The sequence below is a fragment of the Mesorhizobium sp. P2_D5 genome (assembly GCF_056404355.1).
Genome location: NZ_JBFUEE010000001.1, coordinates 1,112,302 through 1,134,899, shown reverse-complemented (window position 1 = coordinate 1,134,899; position 22,598 = coordinate 1,112,302). Strand labels below are relative to the sequence as shown.

Sequence of the window (22,598 nt, the reverse complement as noted above, 5' to 3'; positions counted from 1 at the left end):
GCGCACTTTTGGGCGACATGCATCGGACTATCACGCCTGGTCGTTGCCGTTTGGTTTCCGAATTGCCAACGAAGTCGCGGAACCCTATGTCTGGGCGTTCAAACTGGCAACAATTCGATGGCGCGCGCTTTCCTCTTCGTTCTGGACTCCTTCGGCATCGGCGGGGCGGCCGACGCCGACCGCTATGGCGACGCAGGTGCCAACACATTCGCGCACATCACGGAAGCCTGTGCCGAAGGCCGCGCGGATCGCGAAGGGCTTCGCAGTGGACCGCTGTTTGTCCCCTACATGGCCTCGCTCGGGCTTGGCAAGGCCGCCGAAACCGCCACGGGACTGGGCTTCGCGAGCAGCGGCACGGATCTGCTCACCACGGCCTTCCACGGCGCGGCGCAAGAGGTTTCGAGCGGCAAGGACACGCCGTCGGGCCATTGGGAAATCGCCGGCCTGCCGGTGCGATTCGACTGGGGCTATTTCCCGGATACGGTTCCCGCCTTTCCGGCGGATCTGACCGAGGCGATCATCCGCGAGGGCAAGGTGCCGGGCATTCTCGGCAACTGTCATGCGCCGGGCACCGAAATCATCGAGCGGTTCGGCGAGGAGCACATCCGTACCGGCAAGCCGATTTGCTACACGTCGGTCGACTCGGTCCTGCAAATTGCCGCGCATGAAACCCATTTCGGCCTCGAGCGGCTTTATGAATTCTGCAAGGTGGTGCGCAGACTGGTTGACCCGCTGAGGATCGGGCGGGTGATTGCACGGCCGTTCGTCGGCGAAACCACCGCGACCTTCGAGCGAACCTACAACCGTCATGATTACGCGGTGCCGCCACCGGAGCCGACCCTGCTCGACCGGCTGACGGCGCGTGGCAGCCGTGTCATCGCGATCGGCAAGATCGGCGACATCTTCGCCCATCGCGGAATTTCGCAAGTGCGCAAGGCGGCGGGCAACATGGCCATGTTCGACGAGGCGCTGGGCGCGATGGATGATGCCGGCGATGGCGACCTCGTCTTCGCCAATTTCGTCGACTTCGACACCGAATTCGGGCATCGCCGCGACGTTGCGGGTTATGCTGCCGCGCTCGAGGCCTTCGACCGGCGGCTCCCGGAGGCATTTGCAAGGCTGCGGCAGGGCGATCTTCTCATCCTGACGGCCGACCATGGCAACGATCCGACCTGGCGCGGGACCGACCATACGCGCGAACGCATTCCGGTGATCGGCACCGGACCGGCTTTCAAGGGCGGTGACATCGGACTGAGAACGACATTCGCCGACATCGGTGAAACCGTGGCGGAGCATCTTGGGCTGGCGGCCGGCCGTTACGGCACGTCTTTCTATGCAGCGATTGGCGGCCATGCCTGAACTGCCCGAGGTCGAAACGGTCCGGCGTGGGCTGCAGCCGGTTCTGGAAGGCGCCACCATCACCCGTGTCGAGGCGCGCCGACCGGATTTGCGCTTTCCATTTCCCGAAAAATTCTCGCAGCGGCTGACCGGCAAGACGATCACCGCGCTCGGCCGCCGGGCCAAATATCTGACGATGGACGTTGAAGGCGGTCCGGTGCTGATCTGCCATCTCGGCATGTCGGGCTCATTCCGCATCGAGACGGCGGATGGCAGCGACATGCCTGGTATCTTCCACCACGACCGCTCGAAGAGCTCCAACCACGACCACGTCGTCTTCCATGTCGTATCCGTGGGCGGCGCCAGTTCGCGCGTGATCTTCAATGATCCGCGCCGCTTCGGCTTCATGTTGTTTGCCGAAGGACCGCCGGATGTCCATCCGATGCTGGCAGGGCTCGGCGTTGAGCCAACCGGCAACACATTGGACGGCCCGCTGCTTGCCTCATTGATGAAAGGGCGGCGATCACCGCTGAAGGCAGCGCTTCTCGACCAGAGACTGATCGCCGGGCTCGGCAACATCTATGTCTCGGAGGCGCTGTGGCGCGCCAGCCTGTCGCCGCTGCGCGAGGCGGGCACGATCGCCAAGCCCGGGAAGAAGGCCCAGGCTCAAAGTGAGCGCCTCGCCGAAGCCATTCGCTCGGTGATATCAGATGCGATCGCGGCCGGCGGATCCTCGCTCAGGGACTATATGCAGGCTGATGGATCGCTGGGCTACTTCCAGCATTCCTTCGCCGTCTACGACCGCGAGGGTGAGCCTTGCTCGAAACCCGGCTGTAGCGGCCACATCGAGCGGATCGTGCAGAGCGGCCGATCGACCTTCTATTGCCGGACGTGTCAGCGGTGAGTTAGAGCAGTTCCAGGAAACGTGCGAGACGGCTTTCCTGGGAAAAGCGCGTAGCGCTTTCCCTAGGGAGTTGCATCAAAACAAGGAGATAGACGGGTTCCGCGTTTCCGTGAAACGATGACCCGCTCTGGACGATGGGCGAACGAGGAGAAGCAAGTCATGGCCTATGAGACGATCGTCACCGAAGCGCGCGGCAAGGTCGGGTTGATCACGCTGAACAGGCCACAGGCGCTCAACGCGCTGAATTCCCAGATCCTGGCCGAACTGGTGGCAGCCGTGAACGGTTTCGGCGCCGATGCCGGCATCGGCGCCATGGTCATCACCGGTTCCGAAAAAGCCTTCGCCGCCGGCGCCGATATCAAGGAGATGCAGGCAATCTCCTATGTGGATGCGTACTGCCAAGACTTCTTCGTCGGCTGGGAGGAGTTTACGCGGGCGCGGAAGCCGATCATCGCTGCGGTGGCCGGCTATGCGCTGGGCGGCGGCTGCGAGCTGGCGATGATGTGCGACTTCATCATTGCCGCCGACACGGCCAAGTTCGGCCAACCCGAAATCACGCTCGGCGTCATTCCCGGCATGGGCGGGTCGCAACGGCTGACCCGCTTCGTCGGCAAGTCGAAGGCGATGGACATGTGCCTGACCGGGCGGATGATGGATGCAGCCGAAGCCGAGCGTTCGGGCCTGGTGTCGCGGGTCGTACCTGCCGGCGAGCTCGTCGAGGAGGCGCTGAAGGCGGCTGCCAGGATCGCCGACTTCTCACTGCCATCGGTGATGATGGCCAAGGAGGCTGTCAACCGCGCCTTTGAGACAACGCTCGCCGAGGGATTGCGCTTCGAGCGCCGACTGTTTCACTCGCTGTTCGCGCTCGAGGACCAGAAGGAAGGCATGGCGGCCTTCACCGAGAAGCGGAAGCCGAATTTCAGCAACCGCTGACGCCAGTTTGATAGCCGCCAAAAAGAAGGCCAGGCAGCGTTGACGCGCCGGAAAAGCTGAACTATAAGCCGCACCAACCGAGGCGGCCCCGTGGCTGCCCGTTTGTTTTTTGCGCCCTGCGGCATCCCGCATGCGCCGACCAGATCAGAAGAGAGGCATCATGGCCAATACATCCTCGGCCAAAAAGGCAACGCGCAAGATCGCACGCCGCGCGGCGGTCAACAAGAACCGTCGCTCGCGCGTCCGCACCTATATCCGCCAGGTCGAAGAGGCACTTGCCTCCGGCGACAAGGCTGCCGCACAGGCTGCGTTCAAGATCGCGGAGCCGGAATTGATGCGCGCCGCAACCAAGGGCGTGATCCACAAGAACACGGCGTCCCGCAAGGTGTCGCGACTGGCCCAGCGGGTCAAGGTTTTGTCTGCCTGACATCACGTCCTGGACTGACGTTCTGAGAACCCGGCCGATTGTGCCGGGTTTTTTCGTTTGCCGGCAAGCACTTAAAAAGAATGGCCGGAAACAGCCCTTTGGCGGCTCGAAATGCTTTGCCGGCACTGCCATGCAGGTTGATCGCCGGTATCCCTGAAAAGGGTTCACTCGGAAAAAGTCGACACTCAGAAATAATCTATACTTTTCAAATAGTTGCGGACAGTCGTCCACAGCTTGTTCACATCGAGCCGGGGGGATGGGGGACAAGTCGCTGTCAAGCGAATTATTTCATAAAATTTCGTGACGGGCCGGCTTTTTCATATTCGCCGGAAAAGAGTTTGAATCACAATGGCTTTGTTAAAAAGTGCCGTAGCGGCACGCCACTCGAACCCGCCTCCACTAACCAGATTCCTTAAAAATCAGTTAGTCCCGGCCTTGCCCTATCCACAGCGATTTCGGTAATGTCGGTCTATCGAAAGGGACGGGCTCCGGGCCTTAACCCAGCTTGTAACGGCCAGCTTAAATTGGCGGGATTTGCAACGCGGATCAAGTCCGTGGACGGCTTTGGTTTGTCTTTTTCGATACGGTAGGGGACTGGCGTAACTAGACATGGCAGGTAGACGGCGCGCCGGCGCACTTTTCGCCGGATGGTGTCGTATTGCCCAGACATACCCAACGCGGACTGGCTTCCATGGGCCGGCACCGGTTTCCCCCGAATGTTGGCGATGTCATCTGCCGGCGGCGGCAGCAGGCATCGTAGCGAAGACGCAGTTGCCGGGACACGGGTGCAGGGGCGCATCCCCGGTGGAACAGGGTACGGAAAGACAAGGAAGAGACCATGCAGAGCGGCATCGAACGGGAGCTTACGGGCGACCTCCCATTTCCTGGAACTTTGACCGGAGCAAACGACATGGCGGTGTCCAGCGACGCGGAACAGAAGTTCGACCGGGTCAAGACCCAGTTGAAGGCGCGCCTGGGAACTGAAGTCTATTCGAGTTGGTTCGGCCGCATGAAGGTCGCGGAGGCTTCCAAGGGCATCATCCGCATCTCGGTGCCCACCGCTTTCCTGCGCTCATGGATCAACGGTCACTATCTCGACCTCATTTCCGAGTTGTGGAAGCAGGAGGATCCCGATCTCCTCAAGATCGAGATCGTTGTGCGGACGGCGACCCGCCAGGGGCACAGCCATGCCGAGCCGGAAGTGGCGCCTGCGCGAGCCAAGATGACGCGGCAGACGCAGACGGCGCTCGCCGCCGGCACTGTCAGCCCCGGCCGGACTGAGCGCGCACCGGCTCCGCGTCCGGGCACACCGGTCGAGAGCGAGTTCCGGCACAATGTGCTCGGCTCGCCGCTTGATCCGCGCTACACATTCGGCTCCTTCATCGAGGGACCGTCGAACCGGGTGGCCTTCGCCGCCGCCAAGGCAGTTGCGGAATCGCAATCCAGCGCGGTGCGCTTCAACCCGCTTTTCCTTCACGCAACCGTCGGGCTCGGCAAGACACACCTGTTGCAGGCGATCGCCGCGGAATCGCTGAAGCAGAACCCCAAGTCGCGCGTCGTCTATCTCACGGCCGAGTATTTCATGTGGCGCTTTGCCACCGCGATCCGTGACAACAATGCGCTGACGCTCAAGGAACAGCTGCGCGACATCGACCTGCTCATCATCGACGACATGCAGTTCCTGCAGGGCAAGTCGATCCAGCATGAATTCTGCCACCTGATCAACATGTTGCTCGACAGCGCCAAGCAAGTCGTCGTTGCCGCCGACCGGCCGCCGTCGGAATTGGAATCGCTCGAACCGCGGGTCCGGTCGCGCCTCAATGGCGGCGTCGCGCTTGAAATGTCGGCGCCCGATTTCGCCATGCGCCTTGGCATGCTCAACTTGCGCCTTGCCACCGCAAGGGTCGATGACGCATCGCTCAATATTTCGGAGGAGATCCTCAATCACGTCGCCCGCACCGTGACCGGCAGCGGACGCGAGCTGGAAGGGGCGTTCAATCAGCTGCTGTTCCGCCAGTCCTTCGAACCGCAGATCACCATCGACCGGATCGACGAGATCCTCGGCCACATCTATCGCACCGGCGAGCCGAAGCGGGTTCGTATCGAGGACATCCAGCGCATCGTCGCGCGCCACTACAACGTGTCGAAGACCGAGTTGCTGTCCAACCGGCGCACGCGCACCATCGTCAAGCCGCGGCAGGTGGCCATGTACCTGTCGAAGGTGATGACGCCGCGCTCCCTGCCCGAGATCGGACGGCGTTTCGGCGGCCGCGATCACACCACGGTGCTGCACGCCGTTCGCAAGATCGAGGACCTTTCGGGCAACGACAATACGCTGGCGCAGGAACTCGAGCTCCTGAGGCGGTTGATCAACGACCAGGCCTGACCGGTCTGGCGAAGACGAAACCAGAACAGCACCGGAATTCAATGACTTGCCGGTGCGGTCCTGGATTCGTGGTGTCGCCTGGGGGCGATCCGGAATTTGGTTTTGCGACACCGGCTCGCGGACTTCGTGGCCTTTATCCCCAGAAAGCCCGCGTAGCCGGCCTGAACCGGTGTCGCGGGCTTGCGTTTGCTGGTTTTTTCCTGTCAGTTTACGCAGATTCTGAGCCTGTTCAGACCTTTCGCGGGGCGCCGCTCACTGGTGACCCGTCATTCATTCAAGCGAGCCTGTTTCGTCATGCGTGTTATCCTGGAACGGTCAAATCTCCTGAAGTCGCTCAACCACGTCCACCGTGTCGTCGAGCGGCGTAACACCATACCGATCCTGTCCAACGTGCTGCTCAGCGCCGAGGGCGCCAGCCTCGAAATGAAGGCGACCGACCTCGACCTGGAGGTGACGGAAGCGACGCCCGCCAAGGTGGAGCGCGGCGGGGCGACGACGGTTCCGGCACATCTGCTCTACGACATCGTGCGCAAGCTCGCCGACGGCGCCGAGGTGATGCTGAAGACGGACGAGGACGGCAACGCCATGACGGTAACGTCCGGCCGTTCGAGCTTCCGCCTCCAGTGCCTGCCGCAATCCGATTTCCCCGAGCTTTCGGCCGGATCCTTCTCGCATATCTTCCGTCTCGACTCGGTTGCCCTGAAGAGCCTGATCGAGAAGACCCAGTTCGCCATCTCGACCGAAGAGACGCGCTATTATCTGAACGGCATCTACCTGCACACGCACGAGGTCGGCGGCAAGCTGAAGCTGCGCTCGGTGGCGACCGACGGCCACCGCCTGGCACGCGCCGAGATCGACGCGCCGGCGGGTTCCGAGGGCATGCCGGGCATCATCATTCCGCGCAAGACCGTGAGCGAGCTGCAAAAGCTGGTCGACGATCCGGATGTCGCGGTCACCACCGAACTGTCCGACACCAAGATCCGCTTCACCATCGGCAGCGTGGTTTTGACCTCGAAGCTGATCGACGGCACCTTCCCGGACTATCAGCGGGTCATTCCGACCGGTAACGACAAGAGGCTGATCATCGACCGCCAGAGTTTCGCCGCCGCTGTCGATCGCGTCTCTACCATCTCCTCCGAACGCGGCCGCGCGGTGAAGCTTTCGATCAGCGACGGTCAGGTGACGCTTGCGGTCAACAATCCGGATTCAGGCAGCGCCACCGAGGAGCTGGCCGCCGACTATTCGTCCGATCCAATCGAGATCGGCTTCAACGCCAAGTACCTGCTCGACGTTGCCGCGCAGCTGACCGGCACGGAGGCCAAGTTCATGCTGGCCGACGCTGGTTCGCCGACTCTGATCCACGACATGGCCGACGAGACCGCGCTTTACGTGCTGATGCCGATGCGGGTCTAGCCGGCGCGGCGTCACCAATCCGGCCCGCGACTGGACCGGCAGCGAGAATTATGGCTGCGGCGACTTCCAGAGCAATTCCAGGAAAAATATGAAACGGTTTTCCGCCCGGAATTGCGTCAAAACAAAGAGTTAGAGCAGGTCTGCGTTTTCCGTGAAACGACGAACCGCTCTATAGGCGGATAGCGGTTGCCGGCACAGACTCACATAAGTAAGCTTACACTTACTAATTTCCGCAACTATGCGGGGCTGGCGATCGACCTGGCGCCGGGTGCCGTGGTCTTTTCCGGCGATAACGGTGCGGGCAAGACCAATCTTCTCGAAGCGATCTCCTTGCTGACACCGGGACGCGGCTTGCGCCGCGCGCCTTATGCGGATGTCGCGCGCGAAGGCGGCGACGGCGGCTTTGCCCTGCACGCCCGGCTCGATGGGCCCGACGGCCAGGTCGAGATCGGTACGGGCATTTCAGGTGGCGACAGTGCCGGCGAAGGCGGCAGGCGCGTGCGCATCAACGGCGCTTCGGCGCGATCGGCCGAGGAGATGCTGGAGTGGCTGCGCGTGGTGTGGCTGACGCCGGCGATGGACGCCTTGTTCACCGGACCAGCCGCGGATCGCCGGCGCTTTCTCGATCGGCTGGTGCTGGCGATCGATCCCGGCCACGGCCAGCGCGCAATCGACTACGAAAAGGCGATGCGCGGCCGCAATCGGTTGCTTACTGAAGGCTCCCGGGACGACCGCTGGTTCGACGCGATCGAGACACAAATGGCCGAAACCGGTGTGGCGATCGCCGCCGCACGCGCCGAGATGGTGCGCCTGCTGGCCGCGATGATCGACAGGCTGCCCGACACCGGACCGTTTCCGCAGGCCGATATCGGCCTTTCGGGTGAGCTTGAGGCCGAGATTGCCATCGCGCCGGCGGTCGACGTTGAGGAGCGGTTCCGCCGGACGCTTGCCGAAGGTCGTGACCGCGACCGCGCCGCCGGGCGCACGCTCGAGGGACCGCACCGTTCGGATCTGGTGGTTCGGCACCGTCCCAAGTCGATGCCGGCCGAACTTTGCTCGACGGGTGAGCAGAAGGCGCTGCTGGTCGGCATCGTCCTGTCGCACGCCCGGCTAACCGGCGAGATGTCTGGCATGACACCGATCCTGCTGCTCGACGAAATCGCCGCGCATCTGGATGGCGGGCGGCGCGCGGCGCTGTTTTCCATCCTCGAAGACCTGAACTGCCAGGCGTTCATGACCGGAACCGACGCGGCGCTGTTTTCCAGTCTCAAGGGACGTGCGCAATTCCTGACTGTCGACCACGGCACGGTTGGGCCAACGATCTAGATCTTTGTCTACGTATGTCGTGGTCCCAAAACCGCTTCACACTTTTGGGCGACATGCATTGGCTCCTGACAAGGTTTTTCAGCCGCTATATGGTCCGGCAATGACCGCTGCCGCCCTGACCGACGAAGAGATCGAACGCTATGCCCGCCACATCGTGCTGCCCGAGGTCGGCGGCGCCGGCCAGCAGAGGCTGAAGCAGGCGCGGGTGCTGGTGATCGGCGCCGGCGGGCTGGGTGCGCCGGTGCTCGAATATCTTGCCGCCGCCGGCGTAGGCACGCTCGGCGTGATCGACGATGACACCGTTTCGCTTTCCAACCTGCAGCGCCAGGTCATTCACGGCACCGACACCGTCGGCATGCTGAAAACCGATAGCGCCAAGGCGGCAATCGCGCGCATCAATCCCAACACCGCTGTCGAGACCCATACGTTCCGGCTGACCGCGGACAACGCCGCTGCCCTCGTCGCCCGTTATGACATCGTCGTCGACGGTTCCGACAATTTTGAAACCCGCTATACGGTGGCCGACGCCTGCGCGAGCGAGAGGAAACCGCTGGTGCACGCCGCTGTTGGACGCTTCGATGGTTCGGTGACCGTGCTGAAGCCGTTCGAAGACGGCAAGGACGGGGTGCCAAATCCGGGCTATCGCGATCTGTTTCCGGAAGCGCCGCCGCCTGGCCTAGTGCCGTCCTGTGCCGAGGCCGGGGTGCTTGGTGCGCTGACCGGTGTCGTCGGCACGCTGCAGGCGATGGAGGCGATCAAGCTGATCACCGGCATCGGCGAGCCGTTGGTCGGCCGGCTGCTGCTCTATGATGGGCTGGCCGCGCGGTTCGATACGATCCGCTACAAGAGAAGCTGACATCGTGGATCGGACCGAAGTTGTCACCGTCATGAGGATTCCTGCCGATTTCGACCATTGGGACGATATGCTCGCACTGATCATGCACGCGTTCGCCACCATGGACGGTATCATCGACCCGCCCTCCTCGGCGCACCTGCTGACCGCCGAAACCTTGCGCGACAAGGCGCGGCGTGAGACCGGATTCGTGGCGTTCGAGGGGGACAGGATCGTCGGTTGCGTTTTTGCCCTTGAAAGGACGGCGGAATTTTACGTCGGCAAGCTCGCCGTCGCGCCGGATTGTCAGGGCCAAGGCATTGGCCGGCGGCTGATGCTGGCGGTCGAGGATCTTGCCCGCAGCCGCGGCAAGGCTGCGGTCGAACTTCAGACGCGGATCGAGCTGACCGGAAACCATGCCGCCTTTGCCCGCCTCGGCTTTCACGAGACCGAACGGACGGCGCATGAGGGCTACATCAGGCCGACCTCGATCACCATGCGCAAGGTCCTTGCGTAAGCCTGGGCTTTCGTTCGGAGGCTGACGTCAGGTTCTGAGCGGCAGCACGCGATCCGGTGGCCGGTGGCCGTCGACGAATGCGCGGATGTTGATGATGACCCTTTCGCCCATGTCGATGCGGCCTTCGAGCGTTGCCGAGCCCATATGTGGCAGAAGCACGACCTTGCCCTTGGCGGCGAGCTTCAGCAGCTTGCCGTTCAGTGCCGGCTCGTGCTCGTAGACGTCGAGGCCGGCTCCGGCGAGCTTGCCGTCCTGGATCATCTTCACCAGCGCCTCTTCGTCGATGATGTCGCCGCGCGCGGTGTTGACGACATAGGCCGTGGGCTGCAGCAGCGCCAGCCGCCGCGCCGAGAGCAGATGGAAGGTCGCCGGCGTCGATGGGCAATTGACCGAAATGATGTCCATGCGGGCCAGCATCTGGTCGAGGCTTTCCCAATAGGTCGCCTCCAATTCGTCTTCCACGGCCGGCAACACGCGATGGCGGTTGTGGTAGTGGATCGACAGGCCGAAGGCCTTGGCGCGCCTCGCGACCGCGGTGCCGATGCGCCCCATGCCGACAATGCCGAGCCGTTTGCCCCAGATGCGGCGCCCAAGCATCCAGGTCGGCGACCAGCCGGCCCATTTCTTGTCGCCGGTGAGCACGTTGGCGCCTTCCGCCAGCCGCCGCGGCACAGCCAGCATCAGCGCCAGGGTCATGTCGGCGGTGTCCTCGGTCAGCACATTGGGCGTGTTGGTGACGGTGATGCCCTTCTTGGCCGCCGCCGTGACATCGATCTTGTCGACGCCATTGCCGAAATTGGCGATCAGCTTGAGATTGTCGCCGGCCTGGGCGATCAGCGCCGCGTCGATCTGATCGGTCACCGTCGGCACCAGCACGTCGGCTTCCTTGACCGCCGCGACCAGTTCCGGCTGCGTCATCGGCCTGTCCTCGACATTCAGCCGGGCATCGAACAGTTCGCGCATGCGGGTCTCGACCGGATCGGGCAGCTTTCGCGTGATGACCACGAGAGGCTTCTTTTTGCCTACCATTGTTTCCTCGTACCCCGATCTCGTTGAGACCTCTTTAACCAAGACCGGCGAAACTGAAAGCCGGTCGCGGTGCCGATTACCCCATGTAACAAGCGGTGCCGCCGAAGACAAAGAAAAAGGGGCGCCAAGGCAAGCGCCGAAAGGAATGAAAGTGTCTGGTTTCGCGTCGCTTCGCCTGACCCTCAGTGCAGCATTTCTCGGCGCTCTGCTTCATTCTCCGCTTGCCGCGGCGCAGAGTGCGGCAGCACCTGCCCAGAGCGTCGTCACGCTCGGCCCGAGCGGTCTGCCGCTGCCGCGATTCGTCAGCCTGAAATCCGGCCGCGTCAACTCGCGCGTCGGCCCCGGCGCCAACTACTCGGTCGACTGGATGTATATGAAGGCCGGCCTGCCGATGGAGATCATTCAGGAATTCGATACATGGCGCCGCGTGCGCGACGCCGACGGTTCGGAGGGCTGGATCAACCAGTCGCTGCTTTCCGGCCGGCGCACCGCAATCGTCGCCCCGTGGCAGCGCGGCAAGGGCGCCCAGGTGAACCTTCTCAACAGCCCTGAACAGGACGCAAGGGTGGTCGCGATGGTCGAGCCTGGCGTCATGGGCACGATCAAGTCCTGCGACGGCCAGTGGTGCGAAATGACGTTCGAGGGCCACACCGGCTGGCTCGCTCAGTCGCTTGTCTGGGGCGCCTATCCCGGTGAACGGGTCAAGGACTGATCTTTTGACCGTTTGACCACGATCGTTCCGGACCAAAGAGTTCCAAACAGCTGCTTAGACTAGCGGCCGATACGGCCAAGATGCGTGTCCTGAAAGCCGGTTGACAGCTTCAGGCCGTAGCCCAACGCACGATCGATGCCGATGTGGGCGATCCAGATCAATGCAACCGCCGTCGCGGTCGCTTTGCCGGACAGGTGACCGGCCAGCAGCAGCAGCACGGGCACGATCAGGATATGCAAGGCGTTGTAGGCCAGGGCACCGACGCGCGGCCCCGCCAGATAACCGAACATAGACAGGTCAGGCGCCAGGATAAGCAATCCGAAGAGCCACCAGCTTATACCAGTTGAAGCGTAGAAGACGACGGCAGCCACCGCAACGATGGCCCATTCGAGCCGGATTGTCAGGTCGAGGGGTTTCATTCCTGGCGGATCATTCTTGGCTGATCATTCCGGCCCTGCCGTTTATTCGGGCGTCGCCGTTCATTCGCAGCGCTTGGGGCGCAGCCTCACCACGATGTCGACATTGGCGATCTCCATCCCCTCCGGCGGCTCCGGCAGGTTGGCGACCGTCACCGGACCGCTGTCGATGTCGAATATGCGGTTTTCACCTTCGATGTAGAAATGGTGGTGGTCGGAGGTGTTGGTGTCGAAATAGGTCTTCGCGCCCTCGACGGCGAGGATGCGCAACAGGCCCGCCTGGGTGAACTGGTGAAGGGCATTGTAGACGGTGGCCAGCGACACCGGCACGCCGGCCGCGACCGCCTCCTCGTGCAGTTCCTCGGCCGACAGATGGCGGTCGCCCTTGGCGAAAAGCAGATCGGCCAGCGCAATGCGCTGGCGCGTCGGCCTCAGGCCGGCTTCACGGACCCGCTTGTCCACAGCGACATTTTCCTTCCGACCGTCCAGGCCCATCTTCTCGTCGAACCCCACAGTTCCGCCCTAAGACACGCCCAGAATGGCAAAAAAATGAATGTCTGCCGAAACCGGACCCCTGCTGACATATATTCTGTCGCCTGAAAGCGATCAATAGCGCGCATTGACCCGAGCAGACGAGCAGGTTAAGCGCAAACGCCGGTTTCCGGCCTGAAACAGATTGTGTTAGGAAACCAACGACAAGGGCGCCCGATAGCCCGGAACGATGTGGGGACGAAATTGATGGCGGGTTCGAAATCCAGCTACGACTACGACGAATTGCTGGCCTGCGCCCGCGGCGAACTTTTCGGACCGGGCAATGCCCAGCTTCCCTATCCGCCCATGCTGATGTTCGACCGCATCACCGAGATCAGCCAGACAGGCGGCGCCTTCGACAAGGGCTTCATCCGCGCGGAATTCGACATCAAGCCGGACCTGTGGTTCTTTGCCTGCCATTTCATCGGCAATCCGATCATGCCCGGATGCCTCGGCCTCGACGCGATGTGGCAATTGACGGGCTTCTATCTCGGCTGGCTCGGCGAACCCGGCAAGGGAATGGCGTTGTCGACAGGCGAGGTAAAATTCAAGGGCATGGTGACGCCCTCGGTGAAAAAGGTCGAGTACGGGATCGACTTCAAGCGCGTGATGCGCGGCCGGCTGGTACTCGGCATCGCCGATGGCTGGCTGAAGGCGGATGGCGAACCCATATACGCGGCAACGGATTTGAAGGTCGGTCTGTCCAAGCAGTCGGCGGTCGGCTGACCGGCATCACCGGCTGACCCCTGGAAGGAGTTGCGAATGAGACGTGTCGTAGTCACAGGCCTCGGCATCGTGTCGTCGATCGGCAACAATGCCAACGAGGTTCAGACCTCGCTGCATGACGCCAGATCCGGCATCAGCTTCTCCGATTCCTTCGCCGAGCATGGTTTTCGCTGCCATGTCTGGGGAGCGCCGACGCTCGATCCATCCGCCATGATCGATCGTCGTGCAATGCGCTTCCTGTCGAAGGGTGCCGCCTGGAACCACGTCGCCATGGATCAGGCGATCGCGGATGCCGGCCTCAGCGAGAGCGACATCACCAATGAGCGCACCGGCATCGTCATGGGATCGGGCGGACCATCCACCAGCACCATCGTCGAGGCGGCGGAGATCACGCTGAAGAACGGCAGCCCCAAGCGCATCGGTCCGTTCGCGGTGCCGAAAGCGATGTCGTCGACCGCATCGGCAACGCTTGCCACCTGGTTCAAGATCCACGGCGTCAACTACTCGATCTCGTCGGCCTGCTCGACCTCGGCGCATTGCATCGGCAATGGCTACGAACTGATCCAGTGGGGCAAGCAGGACATGGTCTTTGCCGGCGGCCACGAGGACCTCGACTGGACGATGTCCGACCTGTTCGACGCCATGGGCGCCATGTCGTCGAAATTCAACGACCGTGCATCCGCCGCCTCGCGCGCCTATGACGCCAATCGCGACGGCTTCGTCATCGCCGGCGGCGCCGGCGTGCTGGTGCTGGAAGAGCTGGAACATGCCAAGGCGCGCGGCGCCAAGATCTATGCCGAGATCGTCGGTTACGGCGCGACCTCGGACGGCTTCGACATGGTGGCGCCATCCGGCGAAGGCGCGGTCCGCTGCATGCGCCAGGCAATGGCGACGGTTTCCACACCGGTCGACTACATCAACACCCATGGCACGTCGACGCCGGTGGGAGATTCCAAGGAAATGGCCGCGATCCGCGAGGTTTTCGGCCAAGAGATGCCATACATCACGTCGACGAAATCGTTGACCGGCCATTCGCTGGGCGCGGCCGGCGTGCAGGAGTCCATCTACTCGATCCTGATGATGCAGGGCGGTTTTATCGGCGAAAGCGCCCATATCGAGACCCTCGACCCCGAATTCGAGGGCATGCCAATCGTGCGAAAGCGCATCGACAACGCCAAGATCGACACTGTTTTGTCAAATTCGTTCGGCTTCGGTGGCACCAACGCAACGCTCATTTTCCAGCGCTATTCCGCATAAGGCCAGCGTTGTTTTCATAAGGATTGGCGGCCATGGACGGATTGATGAAGGGCAAGCGCGGGCTCGTCATGGGTGTCGCCAACGATCATTCGATCGCCTGGGGCATCGCTCGGAAATTGTCCGAACATGGAGCGGACCTTGCCTTCACCTATCAGGGTGACGCCTTCGGGCGCCGGGTCAAGCCACTCGCCGACAAGCTCGGCGCCTCGCTGGTCGTGCCGTGCGACGTCGAGGACAGCGCTTCGGTCGCCGCCACGTTCGAGACCCTGGGCAATACCTGGGGCGGGCTTGATTTCGTCGTCCACGCCATCGGCTTTTCCGACAAGAACGAACTGAAGGGCCTCTACGCCGACACCAGCCGGGACAATTTCGTCCGCACCATGGTGATCTCCTGCTATTCCTTCACCGAGATCGCCCGCCATGCAGCCGCCTTGATGAAGGACGGCGGATCGATGATCACGCTGACCTATGCGGGCTCGGTCCGTGTCATGCCGAACTACAATGTCATGGGCGTCGCTAAGGCCGGACTTGAGGCCAGTGTGCGTTACCTCGCCAACGACTACGGTCCGCGCGGCATCCGGGTGAACGGCATATCGGCTGGACCGGTGCGCACGCTCGCCGGCGCCGGGATTTCCGATGCGCGCCACATGTTCTCCTACCAGCAGCGCAACTCGCCGCTGCGCCGCACCGTGACCATCGACGAGGTCGGCGGTTCCGCGCTCTACCTGTTGTCCGATTTGTCTTCTGGCGTTACCGGCGAAATCCACTATGTCGATTCCGGCTATCACATCGTTTCAATGCCGACGCTCGATGAATTGAAGCAGACCGATGGCGGGCGAGATTAATACCTAGCTCCCAAAAGTGCGCAGCGGTTTTGGGACGGCGACGCGTATAAAACAAAAGCTTAAGATGCGCCGACGAAATCCGTTTCAACGCGACGCGCTTTAGTCCGCACATGAAATACTTCCGGTCCAATAAAATTGGACGCATTCGCGGAAACTCATTTTAAGGACATATCCGCTAGAAAGCCCTGTACTCTGGGGACCTTTCAATGTCGGCCGTCAGCAACCCGAAGCGAACACCTGTGTTCCGGCTGCTCACCATAGCAAGCTCGGGTATCGGCAGTTTTGTCCTCGGACTCTGGGGCCTGAAGCATGGTCTCAGCGATAGTTTTGCCGGGATATCGGCGGACATGATGGTCGCGATGATGGCCGCCCTGTGCGCACTGGCGGCGTCGGTGGCCGCGATGTCCTTCTTCGCCGGCGTCGATGAATCAGCGGATTTCGTCTTCGAGGAGACCCATTTCGACAAGTTGACCGGCCTGCTGGCACGTCCGGCGATGGTCGGCAAGATCGCCGAGGCGGCATGCGCGACGAGCCGGACCGGCGAGCCGGTGTTCCTCATCGACATCGACATCGATCGGTTCAAGCAGATCAACGACGCCATCGGCTACAGCCAGGGCGACGAGTTGATCCGTGAGTTCACCAAGCGATTGAAGACTTGCCTGCCGCAACGCGCGGTGATCGGACGTATCGGCGCCGGTGAATTCGCAATCCTCCTCCCCGACAATCAGGTGTCAGGGTCACTGGAAAGTGCCATCGAGAGGCTCATCGACGAGATGATGGAGCCCTATGAGCTCAGCACGCACATGCAATCGGTCAGCCTGTCGGTGGGCATCGTGGCGATGCCAAAGGACGGTGTCGATCCCGTCCTCATCCTGCGCCGCTCCAATCTGGCACTGCAGAATGCGCGCGCCAGCGGCCTCGGCAACTGGTCGGTCTTCCACGCAGAAATGGGCAGGGTCGCCGACCATCGCCAGTGGGTCGAATCCGAGTTGAACGTTGCCTTCGAGCGGGGCGACTTCGACCTTCACTACCAGCCGCAGCTCGATCTCCCGACCGGCCGCATCGTCGGCTATGAAGCGCTGATCCGCTGGCGGCATCCCGAACGCGGCATGATCCCGCCGATGGAGTTCATTCCGATCGCCGAGGAAACCGGCATGATCGGTCCGATCGGAGAATGGGTGCTGCGCAAGGCCTGCAGCGACGCGCGCCATCTGCCCGAAGACTGCTTCGTCGCCGTCAACATCTCGCCCGTGCAGTTCATGACCAAGGACTTCGTCGGTATCGTGCGCGACACCATGACCAGCACCGGCATCAAGCCGTCGCGGCTGGAACTGGAAGTGACTGAGACGGCGATGATGCAGGACCGCGACCGCGCCGCCACCATCCTGAAGGAGTTGGCGGACATGGGCATCTCGGTTGCGGTCGACGATTTCGGCACCGGTTATTCCAATCTGAGCTACCTGATCGACTTCTCGTTCGGCAAGCTGAAGATCGATCGCTCGTTCGTCAGCCGCCTCGACACGGACTCCAGCTCCGGCGCAGTCGTTTCGACCATCGTCGGGCTTTCGCGCGCACTTGGCGTCAGCATCATCGCCGAAGGCGTCGAAACCGAAAGCCAGGCGACGCTGCTTAGGGCAGCCGGCTGCGAAGTGGTGCAAGGCTACCTGTTCGGCAGGCCGGCGCCACTCAGGTTCAGGGTCGGTGACGCTCACGTTACCGACGAGACGCGGCGCGTCGCCAATCTGCATTGAACGCGGCGCCGCATCTGCTCTCTCGAGCATGATCTTTTTCGAAAACCGGTTCCCACTTTTCGGGATCAAGCTTTAACGACGCGCGACAAGCACCTTGAACATGCCGTCGCGGGCGAGCTCTGCATGGCTCGAAAAAGCAGCCGACAGCACCAGCTCATAGGGAAGCTGGCGGTTGGCAACCATCAACAGCCGCCCGCCGGGCTTCAGGGCCTTGGCCGCGGCGCGGATCATGCCGGCGCCGATCTCCGGCTCGGCCGCGCGGCTGCGGTGAAAGGGCGGGTTCATGGCGATCGCGTCATAGCGCTTCTCGACCGGCTCCTTCAGCAGATCAGTCCAGAAGAATTCCCTGGTGATCGACTGGCCAACCCCTGCCAGATTGAGCTTTGCGGCTTCGAGCGAGGCGAAGTCCGCCTCATAGAGGTCGAGCGCCGAGATGCCCGGCGCCCGGGCGGCCATCTCGGCAGCCACATATCCCCAACCGGCGCAGAAATCGGCAACGCTCCCACGCAGGTCATCGGGCAGGTTCTCGACCAGCAATCTCGAGCCTGTATCGATCCGGTCGAACGAAAACATGCCGGGCGCGGTGCGAAACCGGCCTTCAACCAGCAGAGCGGGATTGGCGGCGCGCAGGTTTTGCGCAGCGGCCAAATCGGCAGGACGGCGAAACCAGAAGGCAATGCCGTGATACTTCGGCAGATGCCCCTTGAGCGGCACCAGTTCGCCGACGCGCTTGCGCAGGCTGGCGATACCGTCGTCCTTGCCGCCCGCAACGACGATAGTGCCGCCAGGCGCCACCCGCTCGAGCGCCTCGGCGAGGCGCAATTCGTTCAGGCCGCGATGCCGGCCGGCAAGCACAAGTGCCATGTCGAAGCCACCACCTTCGGCCTGCGCGGTGACGATGAGCCCAGACGCCTGCAACGCGCGAAAATGCGGCCGGAAGCCCTGTACCAGGCGAAGCTCGGCCTCGAAGCCTTCGGGGCAGCGAAAGCCCGGTTCAGCGCCGAGAAACAAGGCGCGATCGCCCTTTCCCGGCAAAGGAACAGCCTCGGCCTCGAAGGGATGAAAAAGCGTCTTCAGCGGCTCGGCGGACATTGTTCGATCTCGAAACGAGGCCTGTCTTGACAATCTGAGGATGAAAAGACGGGCTGAGAATGAAAAGACGGGCTGAAAATGAAAACGGGCGCGACATAAGCCGCGCCCGCTTCGATTTACGATTTCAGGCCAATCAGGCGGCGTTTTCTTCGCCTTCGGTCTTCTTGTCGCGGGCGAGTTCCTTGCCGGTGGCCTGGTCGACGACCTTCATCGACAGGCGGACCTTGCCGCGCTCGTCGAAGCCCATCAGCTTGACCCAGACCTTGTCGCCTTCCTTGACGACGTCCGAGGTCTTGGCGACCCGGTCGTTGGCAAGCTGCGAGATGTGGACGAGACCGTCACGCGGACCGAAGAAGTTGACGAAAGCGCCGAAGTCGGCGGTCTTGACGACCGTACCTTCGTAGATCTCGCCGACTTCCGGCTCCGCGACGATGGTGTGAATCCACTTCTTCGCCGCCTCGATCTCCTTGGCGTTCGACGAAGCGATCTTGACCGTGCCGTCGTCCTCGATGTTGATCTTGGCGCCGGTCTTTTCGACGATCTCGCGGATGACCTTGCCGCCCGAGCCGATAACGTCGCGGATCTTGTCGGTCGGGATGTGCATGACTTCGATGCGCGGCGCGAACTCACCGAGTTCCGAACGAGCGCCGGAGAGCGCGTGGCCCATTTCGCCGAGGATATGCAGGCGGCCGTCCTTGGCCTGGCCAAGCGCGATCTGCATGATCTCCTCGGTGATGCCGTCGATCTTGATGTCCATCTGCAGCGAGGTGATGCCGTTGGCGGTGCCGGCGACCTTGAAGTCCATGTCGCCGAGGTGATCCTCGTCGCCAAGGATGTCGGAGAGAACGGCGAAACGCTCGCCTTCCTTGATCAGGCCCATCGCGATACCGGCAACTGGCTTGGCCAGCGGCACGCCGGCATCCATCAGCGCCAGCGAGGTGCCGCAGACGGTCGCCATCGACGACGAGCCGTTGGACTCGGTGATCTCCGAAACGACGCGCAGCGTGTAGGGGAACTGGTCAGCGCTCGGTAGCATCGGGCGGATGGCGCGCCAGGCGAGCTTGCCATGGCCGATCTCGCGGCGGCCCGGCGAACCCATGCGGCCGGTTTCACCGACGGAGTAGGGAGGGAAGTTGTAGTGAAGGAGGAACTTCTCCTTGTACATGCCGGTCAGCGAATCGACATACTGCTCGTCCTCGCCGGTGCCGAGCGTGGCAACGACCAGCGCCTGGGTCTCGCCGCGGGTGAACAGCGCCGAACCGTGGGTGCGCGGCAGGACGCCGACTTCGGAGACGATCTTGCGGACCGTCTTGAGGTCGCGGCCATCGATGCGCGAGCCGGTGTCGAGGATGTTCCAGCGCACGACCTTGGCCTGGAGTTCCTTGAACACGGCGCCGATCTGCTCGGACGTGTACTTGGCGTCTTCGCCTTCAGCCGGAGCAAACGCGGCCTTGACCTTCGCCTTGACGGCGTCGACGGCGGCGTAGCGCTTCTGCTTGTCGATGTTCTTGTAGGCATCGCGAAGCTCGCCTTCGACGATCTTCAGCATTTCGGCTTCGAGCGCGGAATAGTCCGGCGCGGTGAAGTCGCGCGGCTCCTTGGCGGCGACTTCGGCCAGCTTGATGATGGCGTCGATGACCGGCTGGAAGCCCTTGTGGCCGAACATGACGGCGCCGAGCATCAGCTCTTCGCCAAGTTCCTTGGCTTCGGACTCGACCATCAGAACGGCGTCGGTGGTGCCGGCGACGACGAGGTCGAGCTTGGATTCCTGCATCTCGTCGACATGCGGGTTGAGCACGTATTCGCCGTTGATGTAGCCGACGCGAGCGCCGCCGATCGGACCCATGAAGGGAACGCCCGAAAGGGTCAGGGCCGCCGAGGTGGCGACGATCGACAGAATGTCGGGATCGTTCTCGAGATCATGCTGGACGACGGTGACGACGATCTGGGTGTCGTTCTTGTAGCCGGCGGCGAAAAGCGGGCGGATCGGGCGGTCGATGAGGCGGGAAACCAGCGTTTCTTTTTCGCTCGGACGGCCTTCGCGCTTGAAATAGCCGCCTGGGATCTTGCCGGCGGCGTAGGTCTTTTCCTGGTAGTTGACGGTCAGCGGGAAGAAATCGAGACCTGGCTTCGGCTCCTTCATCGAAACGACGGTGGCGAGAACCTTGGTCTCGCCGTATGTCGCGAGCACCGCGCCGTCGGCCTGGCGCGCGATCTTGCCGGTTTCGAGGATGAGCGGACGACCGCCCCATTCGATTTCCACTTTGTGGTGATTGAACATATCTTGTCCTTAATAAGCGGAAAGGGCCGCGCCGTTTCACGGTGCGCGGATGCCCTTTCCCTGGCTTCCTTTCTCGGGCAGCCACGGGCAAGACAACGGGAAGCTCGGGTGATTTCAGCGCGGCGAGCGCGCGAGCGTCCTGCAATCCTGCCCCATGACCGTCCATGGGCGGTTTCGAGTGGCCCTCTGCACGCTCGAAACCGGGTCTGGCCAGTCGATACGACTGGCAGAATGCGCGACCGGCGGGCCCTCCGAAGAAAGCCCGCCGGTCAATTCGTCAACGGCGCAGACCGAGCTTCTCGATCAGCGTCTGGTAGCGCGCGTCGTCCTTGCGCTTGAGATAATCAAGCAGGCTGCGGCGCTGGGAGACGAGAGCGAGCAGACCACGGCGGGAATGGTTATCCTTCTTGTGGTCTTTGAAATGGTCGGTCAGGTTCTTGATGCGCTCGGAAAGGATGGCCACCTGGACTTCCGGAGACCCGGTATCGCCCTTGGCGGTTGCGAATTCACCCATCAATTCCTGTTTGCGCTCGGCAGTAATCGACATCGTGTTTTTCCTTATCTGTTTGAGGAAACGGGTCGCCCTCAGCCGGGATGTCGTCCAGCAGGGGCCGGTGCAAGCAAAGCGTCATAGCGCTATGCTGCGGCGCGTATAGTGCAATTCCCGAGAAAACACCAGCCCAATTCACAAGCCGGCTTTTCAGCCCAAAATGACAGGTTTTATCCTTGTTATAGCCATTTCTTCCATTTGAAGAAGGCGATCAGCCCAAACGCGACAAGCGCCATGAACAGCAACGATGCCGGATAGCCATAATAGGCTTTCAGCTCCGGCATGTTCCAGGGCGAAGACTCCGGATCGAAATTCATGCCCCAGATGCCGACCAGGAAGGTGAGCGGCATGAAGATGACCGAGACGATGGTGAGGTAGCTGATGACGTCGTTGGTGCGCGCCTGGCTCAGCGACAGATGCATCTCGATCAGGCCGGTCAGCATGTCGCGCTGGGTTTCGACCAGTTCGATCAGCCTGAGCGAATGGTCGAGCGTGTCGTTGAGAAAGATCTTGGTCTCAGCCTTCACATAGGGCACGTCGTTGCGGATCAGCGTTGCCAGCGCATCGCGCATCGGCCACAGCACCCCCTTCAGCACATTGGCATCGCGCCGCAATTCATGCAGCTGCCGCATCTGATGCTTGTGCGTCGTGTGCAGCATTTCGTCCTCGATGCCGTCGACCATGTCGCCTGCGGCCTCGATCGGCGGGAAATAGCTGTCGACGACAGCGTCGATCAGCGCGTAGGCGAGGTAGTCGGCGCCGCGCGCGCGCAACCGGTTGGGCGCCGAGCTCTCGATGCGCTTGCGCACCGGATTGAACGGATCGCCTTCACGCTCCTGGAAGGTGACGACGAAGTTGTTGCCGAAGAAGACGGCGATCTGCTCGTAGCGGTGCGACGTGACATCATCAATCATCCTGACGACGACGAAGGCATGATCCTCGAAGAAGTCGACCTTCGGCCGCTGGCCGGTGTTGACGACGTCCTCCAACGCCAGCGGATGCAGGCTGAAAATGCGGCCGATCTCCTCAATCAGCGGAATGTTGGCGAGGCCGGTGCAGTCGAGCCAGATGACCGGCCATTTGTCGCAATGGGTGTTCAGGTCGTCGATGCTGGCATTTTCGATGGTCTTGAATTTCTGCGGCGAGATGAGGGTCAGCCGCAGTTCCGAGCGCCGCGCCGCCGGATCGGCGATCAGCGTGCCAGGCGACGCCCCGACCGGCGGCCGCCGCGTCTTCACCGGCGCCCGCTTTTTCACCGCCTCGGCCTTTTCCATATGCCCCTCGAGCGTAAAGTCGACCTGAAGTTAGAACCTCGTTTTGTCGCAATTCCGG

21 protein-coding genes are annotated in these 22,598 nt (G+C 62.3%); 14 read left to right on the top strand and 7 right to left on the bottom strand.

What is annotated here, in order from left to right:
• Positions 1–117 precede the first annotated feature (117 nt).
• The 9 genes from AC1DYW_RS05415 to AC1DYW_RS05375 all read left to right on the top strand — a co-directional run bounded on the left by AC1DYW_RS05415 (position 118) and on the right by AC1DYW_RS05375 (position 10,076).
• A complete protein-coding gene (locus AC1DYW_RS05415; protein ID WP_457153984.1) occupies positions 118–1,359 on the top strand; it encodes a phosphopentomutase in 1,242 nt (413 codons plus the stop codon).
• Entirely contained in the window at positions 1,352–2,242 is an 891-nt protein-coding gene (mutM, locus tag AC1DYW_RS05410; protein WP_477225342.1) for a bifunctional DNA-formamidopyrimidine glycosylase/DNA-(apurinic or apyrimidinic site) lyase, read from the top strand. The genes AC1DYW_RS05415 and mutM overlap by 8 nt, the downstream gene beginning before the upstream one ends.
• Positions 2,243–2,401: 159 nt before the next feature.
• Positions 2,402–3,175 carry an enoyl-CoA hydratase gene (locus AC1DYW_RS05405; RefSeq protein WP_457153986.1) on the top strand — a complete coding sequence of 258 codons (774 nt, stop codon included), beginning with the start codon at positions 2,402–2,404 and terminating at the stop codon, positions 3,173–3,175.
• 160 nt (positions 3,176–3,335) lie between these two features.
• Positions 3,336–3,602, top strand: a complete 267-nt coding sequence (rpsT, locus tag AC1DYW_RS05400; RefSeq protein WP_095084274.1) for a 30S ribosomal protein S20 — start codon at positions 3,336–3,338, stop codon at positions 3,600–3,602.
• 838 nt (positions 3,603–4,440) lie between these two features.
• Complete coding sequence (gene dnaA, locus AC1DYW_RS05395; RefSeq protein ID WP_095082383.1) at positions 4,441–5,988, top strand: chromosomal replication initiator protein DnaA; 1,548 nt, start codon at positions 4,441–4,443, stop codon at positions 5,986–5,988.
• Positions 5,989–6,282: 294 nt separating this feature from the next.
• Positions 6,283–7,401, top strand: coding sequence for a DNA polymerase III subunit beta (gene dnaN, locus AC1DYW_RS05390; protein WP_477225341.1), 1,119 nt, complete (start codon positions 6,283–6,285; stop codon positions 7,399–7,401).
• 186 nt (positions 7,402–7,587) lie between these two features.
• Complete coding sequence (gene recF / locus AC1DYW_RS05385) at positions 7,588–8,727, top strand: DNA replication/repair protein RecF (protein ID WP_095082387.1); 1,140 nt, start codon at positions 7,588–7,590, stop codon at positions 8,725–8,727.
• A gap of 100 nt (positions 8,728–8,827) precedes the next feature.
• A complete protein-coding gene (locus tag AC1DYW_RS05380) occupies positions 8,828–9,583 on the top strand; it encodes a molybdopterin-synthase adenylyltransferase MoeB (protein WP_477225340.1) in 756 nt (251 codons plus the stop codon).
• Positions 9,584–9,614: 31 nt separating this feature from the next.
• Positions 9,615–10,076 (top strand): GNAT family N-acetyltransferase, encoded by a 462-nt coding sequence (locus tag AC1DYW_RS05375; RefSeq protein ID WP_457152865.1) that lies wholly within the window; start codon positions 9,615–9,617, stop codon positions 10,074–10,076.
• Between the two features lie 27 nt (positions 10,077–10,103).
• Here the strand turns inward: AC1DYW_RS05375 and AC1DYW_RS05370 are convergent, their stop codons facing one another.
• Positions 10,104–11,105 carry a 2-hydroxyacid dehydrogenase gene (locus AC1DYW_RS05370; RefSeq protein WP_457152863.1) on the bottom strand — a complete coding sequence of 334 codons (1,002 nt, stop codon included), beginning with the start codon at positions 11,103–11,105 and terminating at the stop codon, positions 10,104–10,106.
• 151 nt (positions 11,106–11,256) lie between these two features.
• Here AC1DYW_RS05370 and AC1DYW_RS05365 point away from each other — a divergent pair, with 151 nt between their 5' ends.
• Positions 11,257–11,817 carry an SH3 domain-containing protein gene (locus AC1DYW_RS05365; protein WP_095084275.1) on the top strand — a complete coding sequence of 187 codons (561 nt, stop codon included), beginning with the start codon at positions 11,257–11,259 and terminating at the stop codon, positions 11,815–11,817.
• A 59-nt stretch (positions 11,818–11,876) separates the two neighbouring features.
• Here AC1DYW_RS05365 and AC1DYW_RS05360 read toward each other — a convergent pair whose 3' ends face one another.
• Positions 11,877–12,236 carry a DUF4260 domain-containing protein gene (locus AC1DYW_RS05360; RefSeq protein WP_457152862.1) on the bottom strand — a complete coding sequence of 120 codons (360 nt, stop codon included), beginning with the start codon at positions 12,234–12,236 and terminating at the stop codon, positions 11,877–11,879.
• A gap of 60 nt (positions 12,237–12,296) precedes the next feature.
• A complete protein-coding gene (gene irrA, locus AC1DYW_RS05355) occupies positions 12,297–12,728 on the bottom strand; it encodes an iron response transcriptional regulator IrrA (RefSeq protein ID WP_167458528.1) in 432 nt (143 codons plus the stop codon).
• A gap of 243 nt (positions 12,729–12,971) precedes the next feature.
• On the opposite strand from irrA, the gene fabA reads away from it, so the two are divergent.
• The 4 genes from fabA (at position 12,972) to AC1DYW_RS05335 (ending at position 17,343) form a co-directional block, all read left to right on the top strand.
• Positions 12,972–13,490 carry a 3-hydroxyacyl-[acyl-carrier-protein] dehydratase FabA gene (fabA, locus tag AC1DYW_RS05350; RefSeq protein WP_095082399.1) on the top strand — a complete coding sequence of 173 codons (519 nt, stop codon included), beginning with the start codon at positions 12,972–12,974 and terminating at the stop codon, positions 13,488–13,490.
• A gap of 36 nt (positions 13,491–13,526) precedes the next feature.
• Positions 13,527–14,747: a beta-ketoacyl-ACP synthase I gene (gene fabB / locus AC1DYW_RS05345; protein WP_457153191.1), complete on the top strand. Its 1,221-nt coding sequence runs from the start codon at positions 13,527–13,529 to the stop codon at positions 14,745–14,747.
• Between the two features lie 32 nt (positions 14,748–14,779).
• Positions 14,780–15,592: an enoyl-ACP reductase FabI gene (gene fabI / locus AC1DYW_RS05340; protein WP_457153192.1), complete on the top strand. Its 813-nt coding sequence runs from the start codon at positions 14,780–14,782 to the stop codon at positions 15,590–15,592.
• Between the two features lie 206 nt (positions 15,593–15,798).
• Positions 15,799–17,343 carry a putative bifunctional diguanylate cyclase/phosphodiesterase gene (locus AC1DYW_RS05335; protein WP_457153193.1) on the top strand — a complete coding sequence of 515 codons (1,545 nt, stop codon included), beginning with the start codon at positions 15,799–15,801 and terminating at the stop codon, positions 17,341–17,343.
• A gap of 72 nt (positions 17,344–17,415) precedes the next feature.
• Here the strand turns inward: AC1DYW_RS05335 and AC1DYW_RS05330 are convergent, their stop codons facing one another.
• From AC1DYW_RS05330 to corA, 4 genes are all read right to left on the bottom strand, one after another.
• Positions 17,416–18,435 carry a class I SAM-dependent methyltransferase gene (locus tag AC1DYW_RS05330; RefSeq protein ID WP_457153194.1) on the bottom strand — a complete coding sequence of 340 codons (1,020 nt, stop codon included), beginning with the start codon at positions 18,433–18,435 and terminating at the stop codon, positions 17,416–17,418.
• Positions 18,436–18,568: 133 nt separating this feature from the next.
• Positions 18,569–20,716, bottom strand: coding sequence for a polyribonucleotide nucleotidyltransferase (pnp, locus tag AC1DYW_RS05325; protein ID WP_095082409.1), 2,148 nt, complete (start codon positions 20,714–20,716; stop codon positions 18,569–18,571).
• A gap of 277 nt (positions 20,717–20,993) precedes the next feature.
• Positions 20,994–21,305, bottom strand: a complete 312-nt coding sequence (gene rpsO, locus AC1DYW_RS05320) for a 30S ribosomal protein S15 (RefSeq protein WP_269470859.1) — start codon at positions 21,303–21,305, stop codon at positions 20,994–20,996.
• Between the two features lie 140 nt (positions 21,306–21,445).
• Entirely contained in the window at positions 21,446–22,540 is a 1,095-nt protein-coding gene (corA, locus tag AC1DYW_RS05315; RefSeq protein ID WP_095082411.1) for a magnesium/cobalt transporter CorA, read from the bottom strand.
• Positions 22,541–22,598 lie beyond the last annotated feature (58 nt).

What these genes read in the sequence shown, in the direction of transcription:
- AC1DYW_RS05415 (WP_457153984.1), top strand. Translation starts at nt 118, where the DNA reads ATGGCGCGCGCTTTCCTCTTCGTTCTGGACTCCTTCGGCATCGGCGGG.
- mutM (WP_477225342.1), top strand. Translation starts at nt 1,352, where the DNA reads ATGCCTGAACTGCCCGAGGTCGAAACGGTCCGGCGTGGGCTGCAGCCG.
- AC1DYW_RS05405 (WP_457153986.1), top strand. Translation starts at nt 2,402, where the DNA reads ATGGCCTATGAGACGATCGTCACCGAAGCGCGCGGCAAGGTCGGGTTG.
- rpsT (WP_095084274.1), top strand. Translation starts at nt 3,336, where the DNA reads ATGGCCAATACATCCTCGGCCAAAAAGGCAACGCGCAAGATCGCACGC.
- dnaA (WP_095082383.1), top strand. Translation starts at nt 4,441, where the DNA reads ATGCAGAGCGGCATCGAACGGGAGCTTACGGGCGACCTCCCATTTCCT.
- dnaN (WP_477225341.1), top strand. Translation starts at nt 6,283, where the DNA reads ATGCGTGTTATCCTGGAACGGTCAAATCTCCTGAAGTCGCTCAACCAC.
- AC1DYW_RS05380 (WP_477225340.1), top strand. Translation starts at nt 8,828, where the DNA reads ATGACCGCTGCCGCCCTGACCGACGAAGAGATCGAACGCTATGCCCGC.
- AC1DYW_RS05375 (WP_457152865.1), top strand. Translation starts at nt 9,615, where the DNA reads ATGAGGATTCCTGCCGATTTCGACCATTGGGACGATATGCTCGCACTG.
- AC1DYW_RS05370 (WP_457152863.1), bottom strand. Translation starts at nt 11,105, where the DNA reads ATGGTAGGCAAAAAGAAGCCTCTCGTGGTCATCACGCGAAAGCTGCCC.
- AC1DYW_RS05360 (WP_457152862.1), bottom strand. Translation starts at nt 12,236, where the DNA reads ATGAAACCCCTCGACCTGACAATCCGGCTCGAATGGGCCATCGTTGCG.
- irrA (WP_167458528.1), bottom strand. Translation starts at nt 12,728, where the DNA reads ATGGGCCTGGACGGTCGGAAGGAAAATGTCGCTGTGGACAAGCGGGTC.
- fabA (WP_095082399.1), top strand. Translation starts at nt 12,972, where the DNA reads ATGGCGGGTTCGAAATCCAGCTACGACTACGACGAATTGCTGGCCTGC.
- fabB (WP_457153191.1), top strand. Translation starts at nt 13,527, where the DNA reads ATGAGACGTGTCGTAGTCACAGGCCTCGGCATCGTGTCGTCGATCGGC.
- fabI (WP_457153192.1), top strand. Translation starts at nt 14,780, where the DNA reads ATGGACGGATTGATGAAGGGCAAGCGCGGGCTCGTCATGGGTGTCGCC.
- AC1DYW_RS05335 (WP_457153193.1), top strand. Translation starts at nt 15,799, where the DNA reads ATGTCGGCCGTCAGCAACCCGAAGCGAACACCTGTGTTCCGGCTGCTC.
- AC1DYW_RS05330 (WP_457153194.1), bottom strand. Translation starts at nt 18,435, where the DNA reads ATGTCCGCCGAGCCGCTGAAGACGCTTTTTCATCCCTTCGAGGCCGAG.
- pnp (WP_095082409.1), bottom strand. Translation starts at nt 20,716, where the DNA reads ATGTTCAATCACCACAAAGTGGAAATCGAATGGGGCGGTCGTCCGCTC.
- corA (WP_095082411.1), bottom strand. Translation starts at nt 22,540, where the DNA reads ATGGAAAAGGCCGAGGCGGTGAAAAAGCGGGCGCCGGTGAAGACGCGG.